Origin of the sequence: Poseidonibacter parvus, from assembly GCF_001956695.1 — a bacterium.
Lineage (GTDB): Bacteria > Campylobacterota > Campylobacteria > Campylobacterales > Arcobacteraceae > Poseidonibacter > Poseidonibacter parvus.
In genome coordinates this window covers 2446808-2464144 of sequence record NZ_CP019070.1, presented here as the reverse complement: position 1 = coordinate 2464144, position 17337 = coordinate 2446808, and the positions used below count along the sequence as shown (strand labels likewise).

Here is a 17337-nt window from a genome sequence, read left to right as displayed (position 1 = left end):
TTAATACTGACATCTATTATTTACAAATCTTTTTTTTGCATCCATACAATCCATTTCTTCTTTTGAAATTCTAATAAATTCTGTTACAGATTTTGTTCCATTAGACCAAACTGAGTTTGAATAAAAATGATTAGTATTTCCATTGATAGTAGCATTACTCTCGCCACCTTTTTCCCAGTCTATAAATAGTTTTTGTGTATTTTTATTATATTCCCAAGTAATATCATCTGCTCTTAATATTTGTGAAGGTAAAAATTCAGCTGAATAGGCAGTGTTATTTGCATAAATTTTATAATAAGCATGGTATTTAGCATAAGATCTATTTTGATCTAGAATTTTGTAGTAACCAACAAATGAGTTTTTGTCTGCTTTTCTTACATCAATAGGTTTTGCGAAGTTAGCATTATTAATTAAATCTACATTTAATCCGCCAGCTTTTACTATATGAGCTTCTACTCTTCTATTTTGATACTTTCCACTCTTAGTTTTATTTGATGCAATTGGAGCTAATTCTCCGTATCCTACAGAATATATTCTATTTTGATTAATTCCATACTTTAGTATTTCTTTTCTAAGTGATGCTGCTCTTTTTTCTGATAGTTTTTGATTATAAGTTTCTTTCCCAACTGAGTCTGTATGTCCTTGGATTTCAACTTTATAATCATTGTTTTTTAAATATGTTACAAGCTCTTTAATTTGAGGATAGTATTGTTTTTTTACATAACTTGAACCTGAATTAAAATTAACATTAAAGTTGTAAACACCTGAAGACCAATTGTTGTTTTTGATATTTAACTCATCTGTAATTTTATCTAATATAGTGTTAAGTTTATTTCCATCTTCTGCAGCAAAATAAACACCTTTTCCAGCAACTAATTGTTTTAATTGATATTCAATTGTTGAATTTACAGAATAACCTATAACAAATATATTTAATCTATTTCCAAATATATTTTTTAGTTTTTGAGCTTCTGCAATTGGATTTCCACCACAAGATTCTTGACCATCACTTAAAATTACAATATTGATATTTTTATCAATATCTTGCATAATTTGTCCAGTTTTCCTAATTGCAGCTGCAAGTGGAGTATTTCCCCCTGCACGTATTGTTTGTGTTCTTGTAACTATTTTACTGAAATCATTATTACTAGGTTCAACTAAAAGTTTTGAGCTATAACAGCCATTTGAGAAGTTTACTAATCCTGCATTTGTTTTATTAGGATCTAATTTTGTTGAGATATCTTTAATAATATCTTTTGCCGCATCCATTTTTACAAGACCATATCTATCTTTTTCATTCATACTTCCTGAACTATCAAGAATCATCATAAATACGTCTTTATCAGATGTATACTTTTTATTAAAATCCTCAAATGGATTTAATTTCTTTAATTCATTTAGATTGATATTTGCACAACCTGTAAACAATAAAATTGCAAACGCAGATGCAATTAAACTTAACTTTCTCATTATGTCTCCTTGGGTTTTATCTATAACTACAAATAGTTATTAATAACTTATTTTTACATAATACTATTTAAAATCTAATTGATTGATACTGTTATAAAGGGCTTTTGATTATTTATAAAAACCTTTTAATATATTATTTACAATTTTACTTATTTAATTAAAGAGAAATAATGATTTAATACACAATTATTATTTTCTAAATTTAAACTACAAACATCACTTTTGCAAGAATCACAATGGCAATTCCTAAAACTAAAGCATAGGAATGAAAATAGTTCATAAAAGCAATGGGTTGGGTTTTTGTAAGCTTACAATACATAGTATAAATCACTCCTAGAACGATAAGAACAACAAAAGCTAATTTAATCCATAATAAAACTTGCATAGAAGTTTCAAAGTATCCTAATTCACTATTAACATACTTTGAAAACATATATCCACCAGTAGCCATCAGTAGTATTACAATTGGTGGATAAATTTTAAGACCCCGTCCTACGATTGCTTCTATCATTTTTGTATGAAACTCAACTCCTAGTTTATTTTTAACTGCTGGGAAAACTATCACATCTGCAAAGATAAAACCTATGAAAATGATTGCTGAAAGTAAGTGGATGATTAGAATTAGTGTATATTCCATTTATTGACCTTTAAATATTTTTGATAATTATAATCAATATTGTCGTATAAAGAATTGATTTTAATCAATTAAGTAAATAAAAATTTATCTGTAATATTTTTAATATATTTGATTGCAGTAATAAAATTGTTATATAAGATGAAAGAAGTAAGAGTTATAAGCTTATTTAATTAAATAATTCCCATTCTTTTTCTTTTCTAGTAAGCATTTGTGTAATGGTTCCTTTTTTATGTATGTATGTTGAGTTTTGCCCATTACTTATAATAATTGCATTTGTAAAAAATTCTTTTCTTTCTTCTTCTGATAAGTTTTCTAATATAAATCCCCAATATGAAGAAGCTTGAATCTCTTCGATTTTCGTTGTGTTATCTAGCATTCTTCTAATATTTTTTATTGTCTCTATTTTATATTCAACTTTTCTTTTTTTATCTTCATATTTAAACTTAATTTTTGGACCCAAGTATATAGCTATTAAACCAGATGTTAGTCCTGAAAACATTGTTATTAAACCAATTATGATTGGTGATAATACTTGTGTTGTTTCTATAAGTTCTTTTTCCATAAAAGTATTTTAATATAATTTTGCTTATTATCTTAAACTTAATCCAACTCTTTGCTTCTCTAAATCAACACTAACAACCTTAATATTTTCTAAATTTTGATTGATACTCAAAACTTCACTAGGGTGTGAAATTCTTTTTGCAGATATTTGCGAAATATGAAGTAGGGCATCATTTTTTAGACCAATATCTATAAAAGCTCCAAAATCTGTGATATTTCTTACAATACCACTTAAAATATAACCTTCTTTAAGCTCTTCAAGTTTTGTTACATCTGATGAGAATTTTACTTGATTAAATTCATTTCTTACATCATATCCTGGTTTTTTTAGTTCATTTATAATATCTTGAAGTTTTAGTACACTTGTGTTTAATTCATTTGCAATTTGTTCAATTTGATTGTCTTTTATTTCTTCAATCTTATAGCTTTTTTGCAAGGCTTTTGTTAGAGTATAGTCTTCAGGATGAATTGCTGTATTATCTAAAATAGACTTTCCCTCTTTGATTCTTAAAAATCCTACTGCTTGTTCATAAGCTTTTGCTCCTAAGCCTTTTACTTTTAGAAGTTCATTTTTACTATTGAATTTTTTTATATTATCTCTATGTGCTATTATATTTATTGCTAATTTTTCAGAAATCCCTGAGATAAAAGATAATAATTTATAAGATGCAGAGTTTAAATCTACTCCAACTTTATTTACCAAATCTACAGTTGTATTTTCTAGTTTTAACGCTAATTCTTTTTGGTTTACATCATGTTGATATTGTCCAATTCCTAATGATTTAGGGTCAATTTTTACTAAGGTTGCCATTGGGTCCCTTAGTCGTCCAGCAATTGAAATTGCTCCTCTTATTGTTACATCTAAGTTTGGATATTCCTGTGCTGCTATTTTAGAAGCTGAGTAAACGCTAGCACCAATTTCACTTACTATTGCATAGTTAATATCTAGATTGTTTTCATTTATAAGCTTTGATATAAATTGTGCTGTTTCTCTTGAAGCTGTTCCATTTCCAATTGCTATTGAATTTACTTTATATTTTTTTATAAGGTCAAGAACGATTTTACTTGAAGTTTTTATATCTTCTTTTGGTTTTGTGCAATAAATTACATTTGAATCTAAATAAATACCGTTTTCATCAATAACTGCTAACTTACAACCAGAAACAAACCCAGGATCCATTCCTAAAATTACTTGATTTACTAAAGGTGCTGTTTGAAGTAACTCTTTTAAATTTTTTCCAAAAAGTTCAATTGCTTGCTCACTTGCTTTTTCTTTTAGTGTATTTATCGCTTCTCTTTTTAAACTAGGAAGAAGTAGTCTTTTTAATCCATCTTTATAAGCATCAAAAACTATATCTTTTGAAGAACTAGCCCATGATGGAATTTTATACTTTTTAATGTTTTCTAAAATATGATTTTCATCAATATCTATTTTTATTGATAATTCTTTTTCATTAACTGCTCTTAAAATTGCTAATACTCTATGAGATTTAATATATTTTAATTTTTCATTTTTTTTGGCAAAACTAGCATATATACCATTTTTATCAAATTCTTTGCCTTCTTTTATTTGAAGCTCACCCCAGTTAGCAATCAAATTTCTAATAATTTCTTTTGATTTAAAATCATCTGCATATCTTTGGGCTATTATATCTTTTGCACCAGTTATTGCATCATCTGAAGATTTGATACTTTTAGAAGTGAACTGTTTTGCTTTTTGATTTATCTCTTCATTTGTGTATTTTAGTGATTGAATAATATTTGCTAAAGGTTCAAGGCCATTTTCAATTGCAGATGAAGTTCTTGAGGATTTTTTATCTTTAAAGGGAGCATAAATATCTTCAAGAGCTTGTAATGTTTTTATTTCTTGAATAGTTTGTTTAACTTTGTCATTTAAAAAGTTTTTTTCTTCAAGTAAATTTATAATTTCTTCTTTTCTTTTCAAAAGTCTTTGAGAATAATTATACACTTCCTCAAACTTTCTTAAGTCTTCATCTGTTGCATTTTGCGTTTGGTCTTTTCTATATCTTGCAATAAAGGGAATAGTACATCCCTCATTTAATAAGTTTATAATATTTTCAATTGCTTTATTTGATAACTTAGTTTTTTCTTTTAAAAGATTAATTAAGTCTTTTTGTAAATTACTAGTCAAGTATTACTTCCTTATAATCACTTCTTGTATCTTTTATTGGTGTATTTGATTTTGCTCGTACAGTATAAACAAATGAAATTTTTGCATCATCACTTTGGTTTTTACTTGCATGATGTAAAGTTTTACAATGAAATAGTACTACATCGCCTTTTTGTAAATTTTGAGATGTTTTAGTTTTGATTAACTCTTGATTTTCAGAATTTTCATCTAAAAAATTTGAACTACTATCAAATCTGTCTTTTGAAAAGTTAATCTTATGTGATGCAGGAATAAATTCTAAAAGTCCATTTTCTAAATACTCATCACCTAAACTAAGCCATATAGAAACTAAATCATCATTTTTAAAATTCCAATATCTTCTATCTTGATGCCAATAAGTTCTAGTACTTTCATGTGGTAACTTAGTCATGATTGAATTATGATGAGCTAGTGTAAGAACAGGTGTATCATTTAAAATCTGTTTTAAAATTGGTCTTATTTCTTTATTTGTCATCCAATCTTGAAAAATTTGTTCTCTATCGTAAACCTGTCTTAATCTTCGAACTGTAATTTTTTCTTCATCTACATTCATATATTCTTGTTCGCTCTCAATGGGAGCTTCTTTTCTTTTTAAATGTTCTTTTGCTTTTTCTAGAATGTTATCGCATAAGTCTTTATCTGCAAAATTTCGTAGTATTAGAAAACCGTTTGAATTGAATTGGGATAATTGTTCTTTTGATAGTTTCATTATTTCTCTTAGTTTATTAGTTTGGCTTATTATAGTGAAAATACTATTTTTGTTTGATTATTTTACATAATTTAATTTACATAATATTAATTATTATGAAAGGCTTTTATCTTTATAATATATAAGTTTTAACTATCATAAGTTAGGATATTTTATCAAAAGGACATATTATATGAAAAAGATTTTCGCAATGGCATTAGCAATAATGTTATTTATACCAAATTTATTAAGTGCAGATTCTGCAAAAGGTTTAAATGTTATTGTAACAGCTAAAGATTCACAAGCTCAAATGATGGCTATGGTTTTATCAATGGCAACTTTAAAACAAAATAAGAAAGTAAACATGACTCTTTGTTCAAATGTAGGAGATTTAGCAGTTAAGGGAATAAAAAGTGAAGTTTTAAAACCAATGAATAAAAGTCCAAAAATGATGTTAAAAGCATTAATTAAAAAAGGTGCAAATGTTACACTATGTCCAATTTATTTACCAAATGTTAATAAAGATAAATCTGTATTAATAGAAGGTATTACAATGGCAACACCTGCAAATGGTGCAAAAGAACTTTTAGATTTAGACTTTCAAAATTTAACTTATTAAAATCATAGATAAAAGAAATTATTCCTTTTATCTACTTTATTTTCTTAAATAAGCTTAGCTTATACAACTATTATTATAATTAATTATAATGTAAGTATACAAATAATATAATTCTTCAATTTAGTTAATAACTAAAATATATTTTAAAAGGAAGTATTATATGAAAAAAATATTCGCAATCACACTAGCAGCAATGCTATTTATCCCTAATTTATTAAGTGCAAACCCTGCAAAAGGTCTTAATGTTGTTGTTACATCTTCTGATGCACAAACACAAATGATGGCTATGGTTTTATCAATGATGACATTAAAACAAAAGAAAGAAGTTAATATGACTCTTTGTTCAAATGCAGGAGATTTAGCTGTAAAAGGAATGAAAAGTACTGTTTTAAAACCTCAAGATAAAAGTCCAAAAATGATGTTACAAGCAATTATGAAAAAAGGAGCAAAAGTAAAAGTTTGTCCATTATATTTACCAAATGCAGGTAAAGATGCTTCTGTTTTATTAGATGGAATTACTGTTGCTAAACCTATGGATGTAGCAAATGGTTTATTAAATACTGAATATCAAAATTTAAGTTATTAATATTTTAAGTAAAGAAATATAATATTTTATATTTCTTTACCTTATAAGGTGTTATGCCACTGAACTAGTGATATTCTTCTGCCTTCTTTTACTTTTAAAACTTCATGTGTAAAAAATGGATTACTAGGAAATATAATCATCATCCCAGCTTTTGCCTTTATTTTTATTTGTTCATTATTTTCATCATATAAATAGTTAAATAAAAGTTCTCCTCCAATAAAACTATTTTCACCTACATTTTCATCATAAGAAGTTGTAAATAAAACACTAGATAATTTTCTTTCATTACTAACTGTTAAAAATCCGACTAGATTCTCATTTTTATATATCATACTTGAATCATCACTATGCATTTTATAAAAGAAATCTTTTAAGTATTCTAGTGTTTGTACTTTAGTAGATTTTGTTATTGGCATTTTAAAAAAATCTTCAATCATTGCTTGATGTTTTCTAAAATTATTTTTATATATTGTTAAATATTTCTTGTTTAATTTATAAATATTTGTTTTTCTTATAGATTCATTTGTTTTACTTGATACTATGTTTTCTTTGATTTTTACTTGTGCTTTTTTATAATCTCTATCTTTCTTTATTAGAGAATTGATTTCTTTACATCCTTTTTCACTCATAAAATTTTCAATTATTAAGAATGGATAATCATAATATGGATTAGGTAAATATTTTGTTTCTATATTAAGTGATGTAAGAAAATCAGCGCAATAAACATTATTACTAATTTGTGTCATTTTATTCCTTCCTCGAATTATATCTTAATTGCAATCATTTAAAACAAATTTTATAAAAGTTAATACACTAGTAAATTACTTGTATATAAATTATATATTTATAGTCTTAATATTGGTGCTTTAAATATCTTGAGTAATTTACTTGTATATTTAATTAAAGATATTTTTAATTAAATATGTTATACTTTTGAAAATTAAAATTAATAATATATAGATAATATAATTATTAACTATATAGGAGTTAGCATGGCAGAGAAAGAATTATCAGCAGTAGAGCAGTTAAAAGCATCTAGGAATCCTTTAAAAGTTGTTGAAGATATGTATAAAGAGGCACAAGAAGGTATTCCTTTAAGTGATGAATATATAGGTTTATTAAAATGGTATGGTATGTATCCACATATTAATGCAGATGAAACTGAAGATAAAAAATACTTTATGAAAAGAATTAAATTAACTGATACTAAAATGAATTTAGCACAGTTAGAAGTAATGTCAATTATTGGACTTGAATATGCGCAAGGTTTAGTTGATATGACAGATAGACAAAATATCCAATTTCACTATATTCAAATAAAAGATATTCCAAAGATCTTCAAACTTTTAGAATCTGTTGGATTAACTTCAAGAATGGCATCAGGAGATGGTCCAAGACCAATCATGACTTCACCAGTTGGTGGGATTGATGCTGATGAAATTATTGATGCAAGTATTCTAGCTCGAGAAGTTGATACTTATTTTGATGAAAATGAAGATAGATTCTGTAATTTCCCTAGAAAATATAAAATTGGAATTTCTGGATGTTCAAAACACGCAGCTGCACATGAAATTCAAGATGTTGCATTTGCAGCATTTAAAGATGAAAATGGTGAGGTATTATTTGATTTAACACTTGCAGGTGGTCTTTCAAAATCTAAGCAAATTGCATTAAGAGCTAATAAATATGTGAAACCAGAACAAGTTAAAGATGTTGCTGTTGCATGTGCTGAAATCTTTAGAGATTATGGAAATAGAGCAAATAGAAATAAAGCAAGAGTTCGACACTTAGTAAATGAGTGGGGTTTAGAAAAGTTTGTTGATGAAATTGAAAAAGTAATTGGTTATGAGTTACAAGATGGTTTAGAAGAACCAACAATTACACCTTTAGAAAATAGAAACCATTTTGGTATTAATAAATCTAAGCAAGAAGGTGAATCTTTCGTAGAGTTTGCAACTAACTCAGGAAGAGTTGATGGAAATGATTTCAAATTAATAAGTGATATTTGTAAAAAATATAATGCGGGTGGAATGGCTTTAACTTCTACTCAAAACTTCATAATTTATGGAATTAAAGATGAAGATGCTTTAAATTTAGCAAATGAAATTAAAGACTTAGGTTATCCATATGAGCCATCAACTTTTAGAGCAAGACTACAATCATGTACAGGAAGAGAGTTCTGTAAGTTTGGAATTACAGAGACAAAAGAGTATGCTAAAAAAGTTGTACTTGAATTAGAAGAGAAAAATCCAGACTTTAATGAAAGTGTGATGATTGCAATTTCAGGATGTGGAAATGGATGTTCTCATCCACAAATTTCTGATATTGGTTTTGTTGGAACTAAAGTTAGAGATGAAGAAGGAAAAAGAGTTGAAGGTTACGATGTTTTATTAGGTGGACAACTTCATGGTGCTAATGGAAGTAGAATTGCTCATAAAAGCGGCGTAAAAGTTGAAGCTTCAAAACTTGTTGGGTTTGTAAGTGATTTAATTGCTTCATATAAAACTGATAACTTAGGGCAAGACTCTTTTAGAAACTATTTAAATATAGTTGAACTAGAAAAATAAAATTAATAAAATAAATCTTATATGGAAAGCTTAATAAAGTTTTCCATATAAATCTAAATGTAACAAATAAACTCTCAAATCAAACTCAATTTGATGATAATCATCTTGAATAAAAGTACATAAATTGTAAAAAGCTTTATTATGTTCTTTCTCTTTTAAATGTGATAATTCATGAACTACAATCATTTCCAAAAATTTAATAGGTGCATTCTTAAAAATTGAAGCAACACGTATTTCATTTTTTGATTTTAACTTACTACCTTGAACTCTTGAAATAATTGTATGTAAACCTAATGCATTATTTATAACATTTATTTTTCCATCATAAATTACTTTTGAAAGTTGATACTTTTTAAAATATTCATTTTTATATTCCATTACGTAAGAATATAATGCTTTATCTGTTTTATAAGTATTTTCTTTTGGATACTTGTTTTTTAAGTAGTCTGTTAATTTACCCTTATTTATAAGCGTTTGAATTTGCTCTTGAATATTTTGTGGATAGTGTTCTAAATATTTCATCTATAATCTTTTCTTTAAATTTCTTCAAAAACATAAGTAAAGATATTTTGATTATCATTGTAACTTGCTTTGTATAAGATATTATATTTATCGCAGATGTTTTTTACAATATTTAAGCCAAGTCCTAGACCTCTTTTTGAGTCTTCTTCTCTATAGTTTTTTTCAAAAATTTTGTTTTTGTCTTTTATCTCTTTTGCGAAACTTTTAAATTCTAAGATAATTTTATTGCTTGAATCAACTTTTGATAAATTGATATAAATAGGTTTCTCGATATCTGCATATTTTATTGCATTTGCAATATTATTATCAATTATTCTTTCACATTCAACAGTATTAATAAAAGTTTCAAGATTTTTTTCAATATTTGATTCAATTTCTTTTAAATTCATTTTACAAATAGTACCAAAAAAATCTATTCTTTTTTCTACTAAATTACTTAATTTTAGTACATTTGCTTTGTACTGAATTGAATCATAAGATGTCACATATGATAGATCTTCATAAGAGTTTGAAAGCATATTAATAGAAGCATCAATTGAATCAACAAATACAGTTAAAGAATCATCTTTTTGTGAATCTCTTATCATTTCTGCATTAATTAAAATACTAGAAAGAGGAGTTCTTATTTGATGAACTGTATCTGCTATAAACCGTTTAATATCATCTCTTGCATCTTCTAATTCATGATGATTCTTTTCTAATTTTGAAATAAATGTATTAATAGAATTAACAACAAGTCCTAATTCATCAGATGAGATTGAAGATAGTCTTTTATGAAAATTTGCTTTTCCTGATGCAATATTTTCAGATTCTTCTACAATTTGTTTTATTCTAGATTTCATATCTTTATAAACATATAAAAGTCCTAGAATAGATAAAATCATCCATAATGTAAAAGCTAAACTACTACCAAATAAAATTTCACTTGAAACTGAATAAACAGATGTTACATTAAATTTTATTTCTTCTTTTATTTCTTTTCTAGACTTTTGAAAAAGATCTAAAAGTTTATTATATTTATTTACAACAAGTTGTGTTTTTTTATGTAAATAAAGATAATCATCTTTATTAATAATCATATCTTTTGCTAAATTTGAAGCTTCTTTATAATAGTTATTAAAGGCATTTTCAATATGAATTAATTTATTTGTTGATGAACTTTTTTTAATTCTTTCAAGGTTTTTTCTAAATTTATTTGCATAAATTTCAGTATCTTTAATCAACTCCAATTCATCTGCAGAAACTGCACTTTGAAGCTCATGTGAGATTTTTTGTAATAAAAATTCATTATCAAAAATAGTTTCATACAAAGGAATTGTTTGTGTATTTATTTCATGAATTTTTTCTTTCATATATGTTGTATTTGATAATATGTAGATATAAAAAAGTAAAAAAAACATAAATCCAAGTAATGAAGGTATAAGAAATTTTTTTAAAATAGATAAGGAGTTATAATATTTAACAAAGTTACTTAAAAAGTTAATACTATTTCTCATAAATAATCTTCCAATTTGTATTCATGTCTTTTTTATTAATATACATAATAGTATTTAGTTCTTTTAACGCTTGTCTAATTTCTTCTTTATTTAATCTTTGTGGAATAGCTTTTCTTCCTGTAAATACAAGTCTTGCCCAATAACTTCTGTATTGATGAATATCTTTATCAATGATTTCATTAATGAATTCTTTATGTAATATCATATTATTAGTACGCAAGGGTTTAATTTTTATTCCTGCAATTTTACTTACTTTTGCTAGATACAAGTATTTGATTGATTCTTTTGTTAAATGATTTATATCTGATTTCTTATTTGTAACAAGTACGATTTGTGCTTGAAGATAAGTAGTAAATATAAAAATAAATAGAAGTGTGAATATTTTCATCTAACAGCTCCTAAAACACAAAATCTATTACAAAAGAATAGATATTTGAATTTGAGTTTGTATATGGATCTTCTGCTTCTAGGTTAAATCCACCATGATTTCCCTTTGGTTTTACTCTTTGATATTCAAACTTAAAATCTAAATTTTTATTTATGTTATATTTAAATCCTATTGTACTTGAACTTTGTGCAACATTTTGGATTTCAACTAAATAATCTAATTGTTTGTTAGCAATTGTATTACCTGTATTCAGCGAAGTGTCTTTAGTCATCATTACTTTTTCATAAGAGATATATGGAATTATTGAACCAAATCTATATCCCAAAGTTGTATAAAAACCATGAGTATCTAAGTAAAATGAATCAACTTTTCTTTTTCCATACTCACTTGAGAAAATAAAATTATTGTAATCAACAAATACTCCTAAACCGAAATATTGTGCTTTTTTATCTTTCATTTCATATTTTTGTGCTAATTCTTTTGATACATTTGAAAATATTGAATCTAATATTTGATTATTTGTAGAAATTTTCCCATACAAATAAGAGGCTCTAGCTTCAATTACATCATTTCCAAATGTAAAGTTCAAGGCTTTTATCTCTTTTAACTCATTTTCAAATACTTGATCCATTGTTTGAATAGGAACATCAAATTTTTCTTGCCCATAGTTTCCTTGAATTGTATAAAAATATTTGTTTATAATATTAGAATAAATAAACTCTATTCCATTATATGTATCAAGAGGCATTTGTCCATAAACAGAAATAGGTTCTCTAATCATAAGCTTTGAGAATCCAATATCATTATTATCAGAATTCTTGTAGTAAGGCAATTTAATTCGACCGATTTTAAAGCTTATATTTTCATTTGAATCATATTTTAAGTAAGCTGAATTAATTTTTGCTTTTACATTACCTTTATCATTTTTATTTACAATTCCTTGTGCTATTACAGAAAAGTTATCGTTAAGTTTGTATGTTGATTGTAGACCTAGAATACTATCTACATAGAGATTTAAATCATTAGATGAGCCATCATTAGAATGAGCACCTCTTGTGAATTTATAAGCACTGTTGTCATTATAAACTCCACCTAAGGTCCCAAAAAATTTTGTATCAAGTTTATTTTCATTTGCATTTAGATTTATTAATACAAAGAAAGTTAAAAATAAAAATATTTTCAATTAGATTTCTTCTTTAATCTTTTGTAAATCTTCTATTTTATCTACATACTCTTCTTTTTTAGAATTTACAAAAGCAATTCTATCTTCATTTAATTCTAAATATTGTTCTTTTGAGTATTTAGTAATTTTAAATAAATAGTTTCTCTTTGAAGTTAAAAAGTCTTCAATTTTTTCAAAACCAAAATTTGCTTTTAGTTTTGTAAGAATTTCATCTTCTCTTGGATGTTGTACTGCAAATCTTGTAGGTTCTTTTTTAAATAACTCTTCTGATTCTGCAATTTGTTGCTCAAAATGTGAAATAGTTGCTTGTGTTGTTTGGATATATGAATATGATAATGCACCATTAAAATAAGCAAACTTTTTTCTAAGTGCTGAAATGTTTTCCAAAATTGCTCTATAAAAAGTTCTTAAAACATTTTCATAAACTTTTGCTGCAAAGTGTCTTGTATTTGAAAACTCAGTATCTGAAGCAATCTCTCTGTGTTTTTTTATAAGCTCATAAGGTTCTTGCCATTTCTCAACTTCAGAATGAATATGTCTATATACAACTCTAAAGGCTTCAACTGTATCTATTTCAATGTTTTTAAGTAATTTTATTGACCTTTTAAACATTTTATCAATTGTTTGGTCATCATAAAATAAGCTTTTATATACATTATCAGAGTCAATCCAGAATGTTTCATATTCAAATTTCTGAATTTTATCACTTTTTAAAAATGAACCTTTTGATTCTTCAAATCTATGAGATTTTTTTCTTTTAATATTTTTATATGTTTCATGTGCAATTTTTTCCATAATTGCTTCAAGCGAATTATAAATAGTAAAAAGCTCTTGAGAATATTTTTTATGAATAGTATTAAATGATTCAAGCACATGTTCTTCACATGATTTTAATACTTCTTCAAGTGCATCATAAACACCAATAATAGTTTGGTATTCTTTTTCTAGAATATCACAAACACCTTTTAAATCTTTTTTAATTGCATACTCTTTTGATTCTTCTGCTTGTGGTCTAATAGTATTTTCTATGAAGTCTAAAACATCTTGAATATTTGATTCTTCTAATAGCTTTAAGTTTGAAGAAACATCTTTTTGTTTAATTTCTTTTATATTTTTTTGAAAATTATCATATTTGCTTTTGAAGAATTCAAGTGAATTATCATCCATATTTTCATTTAAATCTTTTTTGAATTCTTTTAAAATTGAATCTACAGAATTCTCAATTAAAACAGATTTTTGTAACTGTCTTGAATCAAGTGCCATTTTGGCTGAAATTGGTGTTACTTGAGAAAAATATTTACCAAATTTTTCTGATACATATTTTGTCGTAGTTTCAACTTGTTCAGGCGTGAACTTATCTTTTTGGTTTAATACACATAAAGATTTTTCCTTAAAGTGTTCCATATACTCTTCTAATACTTCTGCTTCAGATAATTTCCCTGCATTATCAATAAGTGTCAGCCATATAATTCCACCTACATCTCTTAATACACTTCTTGTTGTATCTGTATCACCTTGGGATTGAGAATTAAGTCCTGGAGTATCTACAAATGATATTTCTTTTAAAATATCCATAGGTGCATATAATGTAAGATATTTGATATCTTTCATTTCATCTTGTCTTTGATCTGTAAAATCAGAAATCGCTTCAATAGGAGCGTATTCTTGAGCTCCAGAATAGTAAGTAATTTTTAATTTATACTCTTCTCCATAATTTATAAAGTTTACTTTAGATGTAACAGGAGTAATTCCTGTTGGAAGGATATTTCTTGAAAGTAGGGCATTTAGAAAAGTTGATTTACCTGCTGAAAATTGTCCAGTAATTGCAACTTCCATTGGAAATCTTGCACGTCTTATTTGCTTATTTAAGATATTTACTAATTGAGATGAAGGTAAAAACTTTTCATCAAGTAATTTATCTTGAATTTTTTTAATATCACCAACAAGAGTATTTTCATAAACTATTTCTTTTTCAGTATAAGCTTCTTTATATTCATTAATAAAACTTTCTAATATTTTGATATTTGCACTCATTAGTTAAGTCCTTTAATATTATTACTTGTTGCATTAAGTTTTTTGATTTTTTTGTGTATTTCTATTGATAAGGCAGCTCTATTTTCATCATTATTTTCAAATGAAGCTATTTGATTTTGAATGATTTTTTCATCATTAATCATTTTTTGTTCAACTGTTTTTAATGGTGCATTTAAAGTTTCAAAGAAAGATTCAATTAATACTTTTGATACTTTTTTTGCTTTTGCTTTTATATCTGTTTCAATACTTGAAAATTCACTTTTAATAAATCCTTCAATCTCTCTATCTAATTCATTTAACTTGTTGGCTTTTGATACTGATACAGCATTAACAATTTGTGAAATAAGTACTTCATTACTTGATGTTAAGAAACCTGCTTTAAAATCATCTTGAAAGAAACCTCTTGCATCAAAGTTATCATTTTTATGTCCAATTGAAAAACCAAAGTCATGATATTTTTGTTCACATTGTTCACCAATTGTTTGAGATTTTTTAATAAATTTATATCTATAATCTCTAATTACATCAATTATTCCGTCTTTTATTGCTGTTTCTACTATTACTTTAATTCTAGAATTTTCTGGTCTTTTTTTCGTTTTCTCAAATGAATATCTAACATCAGAAATAACTCTTTGTTTGATTACTGTTTGTAAATCTATTAATTCACTCTCTAGAAAAGTCTCAAGAGATTCTATATAACTATTTGCATCATTTTTATAATAAGTAATATCTTCACTCATAGCTGTAAACATTCTTCCATTTACTGCTTTTTTCTTGTTAAACATATCAAGTTCATTCTCTAATTCATCTTTAGATTTTGATAAGAGTTGTAACTCATAATTTAAACTCAGATTTTCTTTTTCTATAGTTTTAAGAATTTGTGATTTTCCAGATTGGATAATTAGCTCACCTTTTTGTGAGTTTGAACCAAATAGCGTTTCATTTAAATATTCTTCAATTTCAAGAATTCCTGTATCTTCAATACTAAATCCTGCATCTAGTGCTTCTTGTTCTCTTCCTGTTCTATGTAGTAATGCCATTTTCCCTGAAATTGGTATGAATTTTATTGTTTTTAAAATATAGTCAAGTTGTGAGTCTTTATTTTGTGCTTTTAGTTGTCTTTTGATTGACGTTTTTGTATATTCAATTACTTCTTCAAGTTGTTCTTTCGAAACAGTATCCGCTCTTGTAATTACAACTAAAAGTTTGGAAATATTTTGATATAAAAGTGCATCAATAATAAATTCAACATCTTTTAGAGTTGCACTTTGAGATACATTCATTAAATGTAACATCATATCACAAGCAGATACATACTCTTTTGTGATTTCTTCTCTTTGAATAACAGGATCATCAAGTCCTGGAGTATCAACAATTTCAATACCATCTCTTAAAAAATCAAGGTTAGAACCTAATTCTACATATTTAACTAAGTTACATTTTTTACCTTCAGCTTCAGCTGATGTATATGAAGATAAATCATTTATATCAACTTCATCAAATCTAGATTCTTTTTTTACATAAGAGCTTAATGTATCGCCAAAAATCTCTTTTGTCTCATTTACATAAGCTCTCATAGATTCAAGTTGTGTTGCTGATTTTTCTATTCTATCCCATTCAGCTTGATTCCAATAAAAAACTTTTGCTTTCTCAGTTTCATTATGTTTTACTATTGTTAAGTTTGCTGTTTCAGGTACAACTGCACTTCCTAATATTTCTTTTCCCATTAAAGCATTTAACATTGTAGATTTACCAGCATTCATAACACCTGTAATTCCAATTGAGAATTTTTGGTTATTTAAGTATGAATCAACTTCATTAAGTTCATTTTTAATTTCTTCATTTGAGGCATTTGTTTTTAATTCAATAATGATATTTTCTAATAGACTTTTTAAATCTTTAAATGAAGATTTATTTTCAATAATTGGTGTAGATATTTCTTCTATTTCTTCTTCATTTATATTTAATTCTTGGTAATCGAATAAAGAAACTAATTTGTCATAATTTTCATGATTCAAAATAGAATTACTTTTAAGATATTCAAATGAATCATGTAAAGTATCAATATTTTTCTTTGATTTATTAACTTTTATACTCTCAACAATATTATGTTGTAAGTGATTTAATTCACTAATATTTGAAGGTGTTTTAATATTAAGCTGTTTACATAAAGTAATAAAAGAGTTTAGTGGAATATATTTTTCATAATCTTTTCTTGTAGCACTTAAAATTAAAGCATAAATAGAATATGTTTGATCATCAATATTTGTTTCAATTGGTTCAACATCTAAATTTTGTTCAAATGTAATACCGTGGTAAAGTAAAAAATAGTCGTTAGCTAAGCTCATTAAATCTCCCTAAAATACAAAAAGTTAAATATCAAAATTTGATACTTAACTTTTTATACTTGAATTAA

General features: G+C 25.7%; 15 protein-coding genes. 3 read left to right on the top strand and 12 right to left on the bottom strand.

Translation table 11 applies throughout. The features are described 5' to 3' along the window. The 5 genes from LPB137_RS12100 to LPB137_RS12080 all read right to left on the bottom strand — a co-directional run bounded on the left by LPB137_RS12100 (position 1) and on the right by LPB137_RS12080 (position 5547). Positions 1 to 1470: an OmpA family protein gene (locus tag LPB137_RS12100; protein WP_076088419.1), complete on the bottom strand. Its 1470-nt coding sequence runs from the start codon at positions 1468 to 1470 to the stop codon at positions 1 to 3. A 202-nt stretch (positions 1471 to 1672) separates the two neighbouring features. After that, positions 1673 to 2107: a hypothetical protein gene (locus tag LPB137_RS12095; RefSeq protein WP_076088417.1), complete on the bottom strand. Its 435-nt coding sequence runs from the start codon at positions 2105 to 2107 to the stop codon at positions 1673 to 1675. Between the two features lie 166 nt (positions 2108 to 2273). Beyond that, positions 2274 to 2669, bottom strand: coding sequence for a hypothetical protein (locus LPB137_RS12090; protein ID WP_076088415.1), 396 nt, complete (start codon positions 2667 to 2669; stop codon positions 2274 to 2276). Between the two features lie 27 nt (positions 2670 to 2696). Next, entirely contained in the window at positions 2697 to 4820 is a 2124-nt protein-coding gene (locus tag LPB137_RS12085) for a Tex-like N-terminal domain-containing protein (RefSeq protein WP_076088413.1), read from the bottom strand. Continuing rightward, positions 4813 to 5547, bottom strand: a complete 735-nt coding sequence (locus LPB137_RS12080; RefSeq protein ID WP_076088411.1) for a phytanoyl-CoA dioxygenase family protein — start codon at positions 5545 to 5547, stop codon at positions 4813 to 4815. The genes LPB137_RS12085 and LPB137_RS12080 overlap by 8 nt, the downstream gene beginning before the upstream one ends. Positions 5548 to 5719: 172 nt before the next feature. Here LPB137_RS12080 and LPB137_RS12075 point away from each other — a divergent pair, with 172 nt between their 5' ends. Continuing rightward, positions 5720 to 6145 (top strand): DsrE family protein, encoded by a 426-nt coding sequence (locus LPB137_RS12075; RefSeq protein WP_076088409.1) that lies wholly within the window; start codon positions 5720 to 5722, stop codon positions 6143 to 6145. A 160-nt stretch (positions 6146 to 6305) separates the two neighbouring features. Next, positions 6306 to 6731 (top strand): DsrE family protein, encoded by a 426-nt coding sequence (locus tag LPB137_RS12070; RefSeq protein WP_076088407.1) that lies wholly within the window; start codon positions 6306 to 6308, stop codon positions 6729 to 6731. A 41-nt stretch (positions 6732 to 6772) separates the two neighbouring features. On the opposite strand, the gene LPB137_RS12065 is transcribed toward LPB137_RS12070, so the two are convergent. Continuing rightward, positions 6773 to 7477 (bottom strand): 2OG-Fe(II) oxygenase, encoded by a 705-nt coding sequence (locus tag LPB137_RS12065; RefSeq protein ID WP_076088405.1) that lies wholly within the window; start codon positions 7475 to 7477, stop codon positions 6773 to 6775. A 246-nt stretch (positions 7478 to 7723) separates the two neighbouring features. Between LPB137_RS12065 and LPB137_RS12060 the strand changes: the two genes are divergently transcribed. Further along, the gene (locus LPB137_RS12060) at positions 7724 to 9298 is read left to right on the top strand and encodes a nitrite/sulfite reductase (protein WP_076088403.1); all 1575 of its coding nucleotides are present in this window, start codon (positions 7724 to 7726) and stop codon (positions 9296 to 9298) included. A 30-nt stretch (positions 9299 to 9328) separates the two neighbouring features. Here LPB137_RS12060 and LPB137_RS12055 read toward each other — a convergent pair whose 3' ends face one another. The 6 genes from LPB137_RS12055 to LPB137_RS12030 are packed head-to-tail and all read right to left on the bottom strand — an operon-like array spanning position 9329 to position 17269. Then, the gene (locus tag LPB137_RS12055) at positions 9329 to 9820 is read right to left on the bottom strand and encodes a YgjP-like metallopeptidase domain-containing protein (RefSeq protein ID WP_076088401.1); all 492 of its coding nucleotides are present in this window, start codon (positions 9818 to 9820) and stop codon (positions 9329 to 9331) included. A gap of 14 nt (positions 9821 to 9834) precedes the next feature. Beyond that, complete coding sequence (locus LPB137_RS12050; protein ID WP_076088399.1) at positions 9835 to 11316, bottom strand: HAMP domain-containing sensor histidine kinase; 1482 nt, start codon at positions 11314 to 11316, stop codon at positions 9835 to 9837. Continuing rightward, complete coding sequence (locus LPB137_RS12045) at positions 11306 to 11704, bottom strand: hypothetical protein (protein WP_076088397.1); 399 nt, start codon at positions 11702 to 11704, stop codon at positions 11306 to 11308. Before LPB137_RS12045 ends, LPB137_RS12050 begins: the two co-directional genes overlap by 11 nt. Before the next feature lie 10 nt (positions 11705 to 11714). Continuing rightward, positions 11715 to 12887: a hypothetical protein gene (locus LPB137_RS12040; RefSeq protein WP_076088395.1), complete on the bottom strand. Its 1173-nt coding sequence runs from the start codon at positions 12885 to 12887 to the stop codon at positions 11715 to 11717. After that, the gene (locus tag LPB137_RS12035; protein WP_076088393.1) at positions 12888 to 14921 is read right to left on the bottom strand and encodes a dynamin family protein; all 2034 of its coding nucleotides are present in this window, start codon (positions 14919 to 14921) and stop codon (positions 12888 to 12890) included. Continuing rightward, entirely contained in the window at positions 14921 to 17269 is a 2349-nt protein-coding gene (locus LPB137_RS12030; protein WP_076088391.1) for a dynamin family protein, read from the bottom strand. Before LPB137_RS12030 ends, LPB137_RS12035 begins: the two co-directional genes overlap by 1 nt. Positions 17270 to 17337 lie beyond the last annotated feature (68 nt).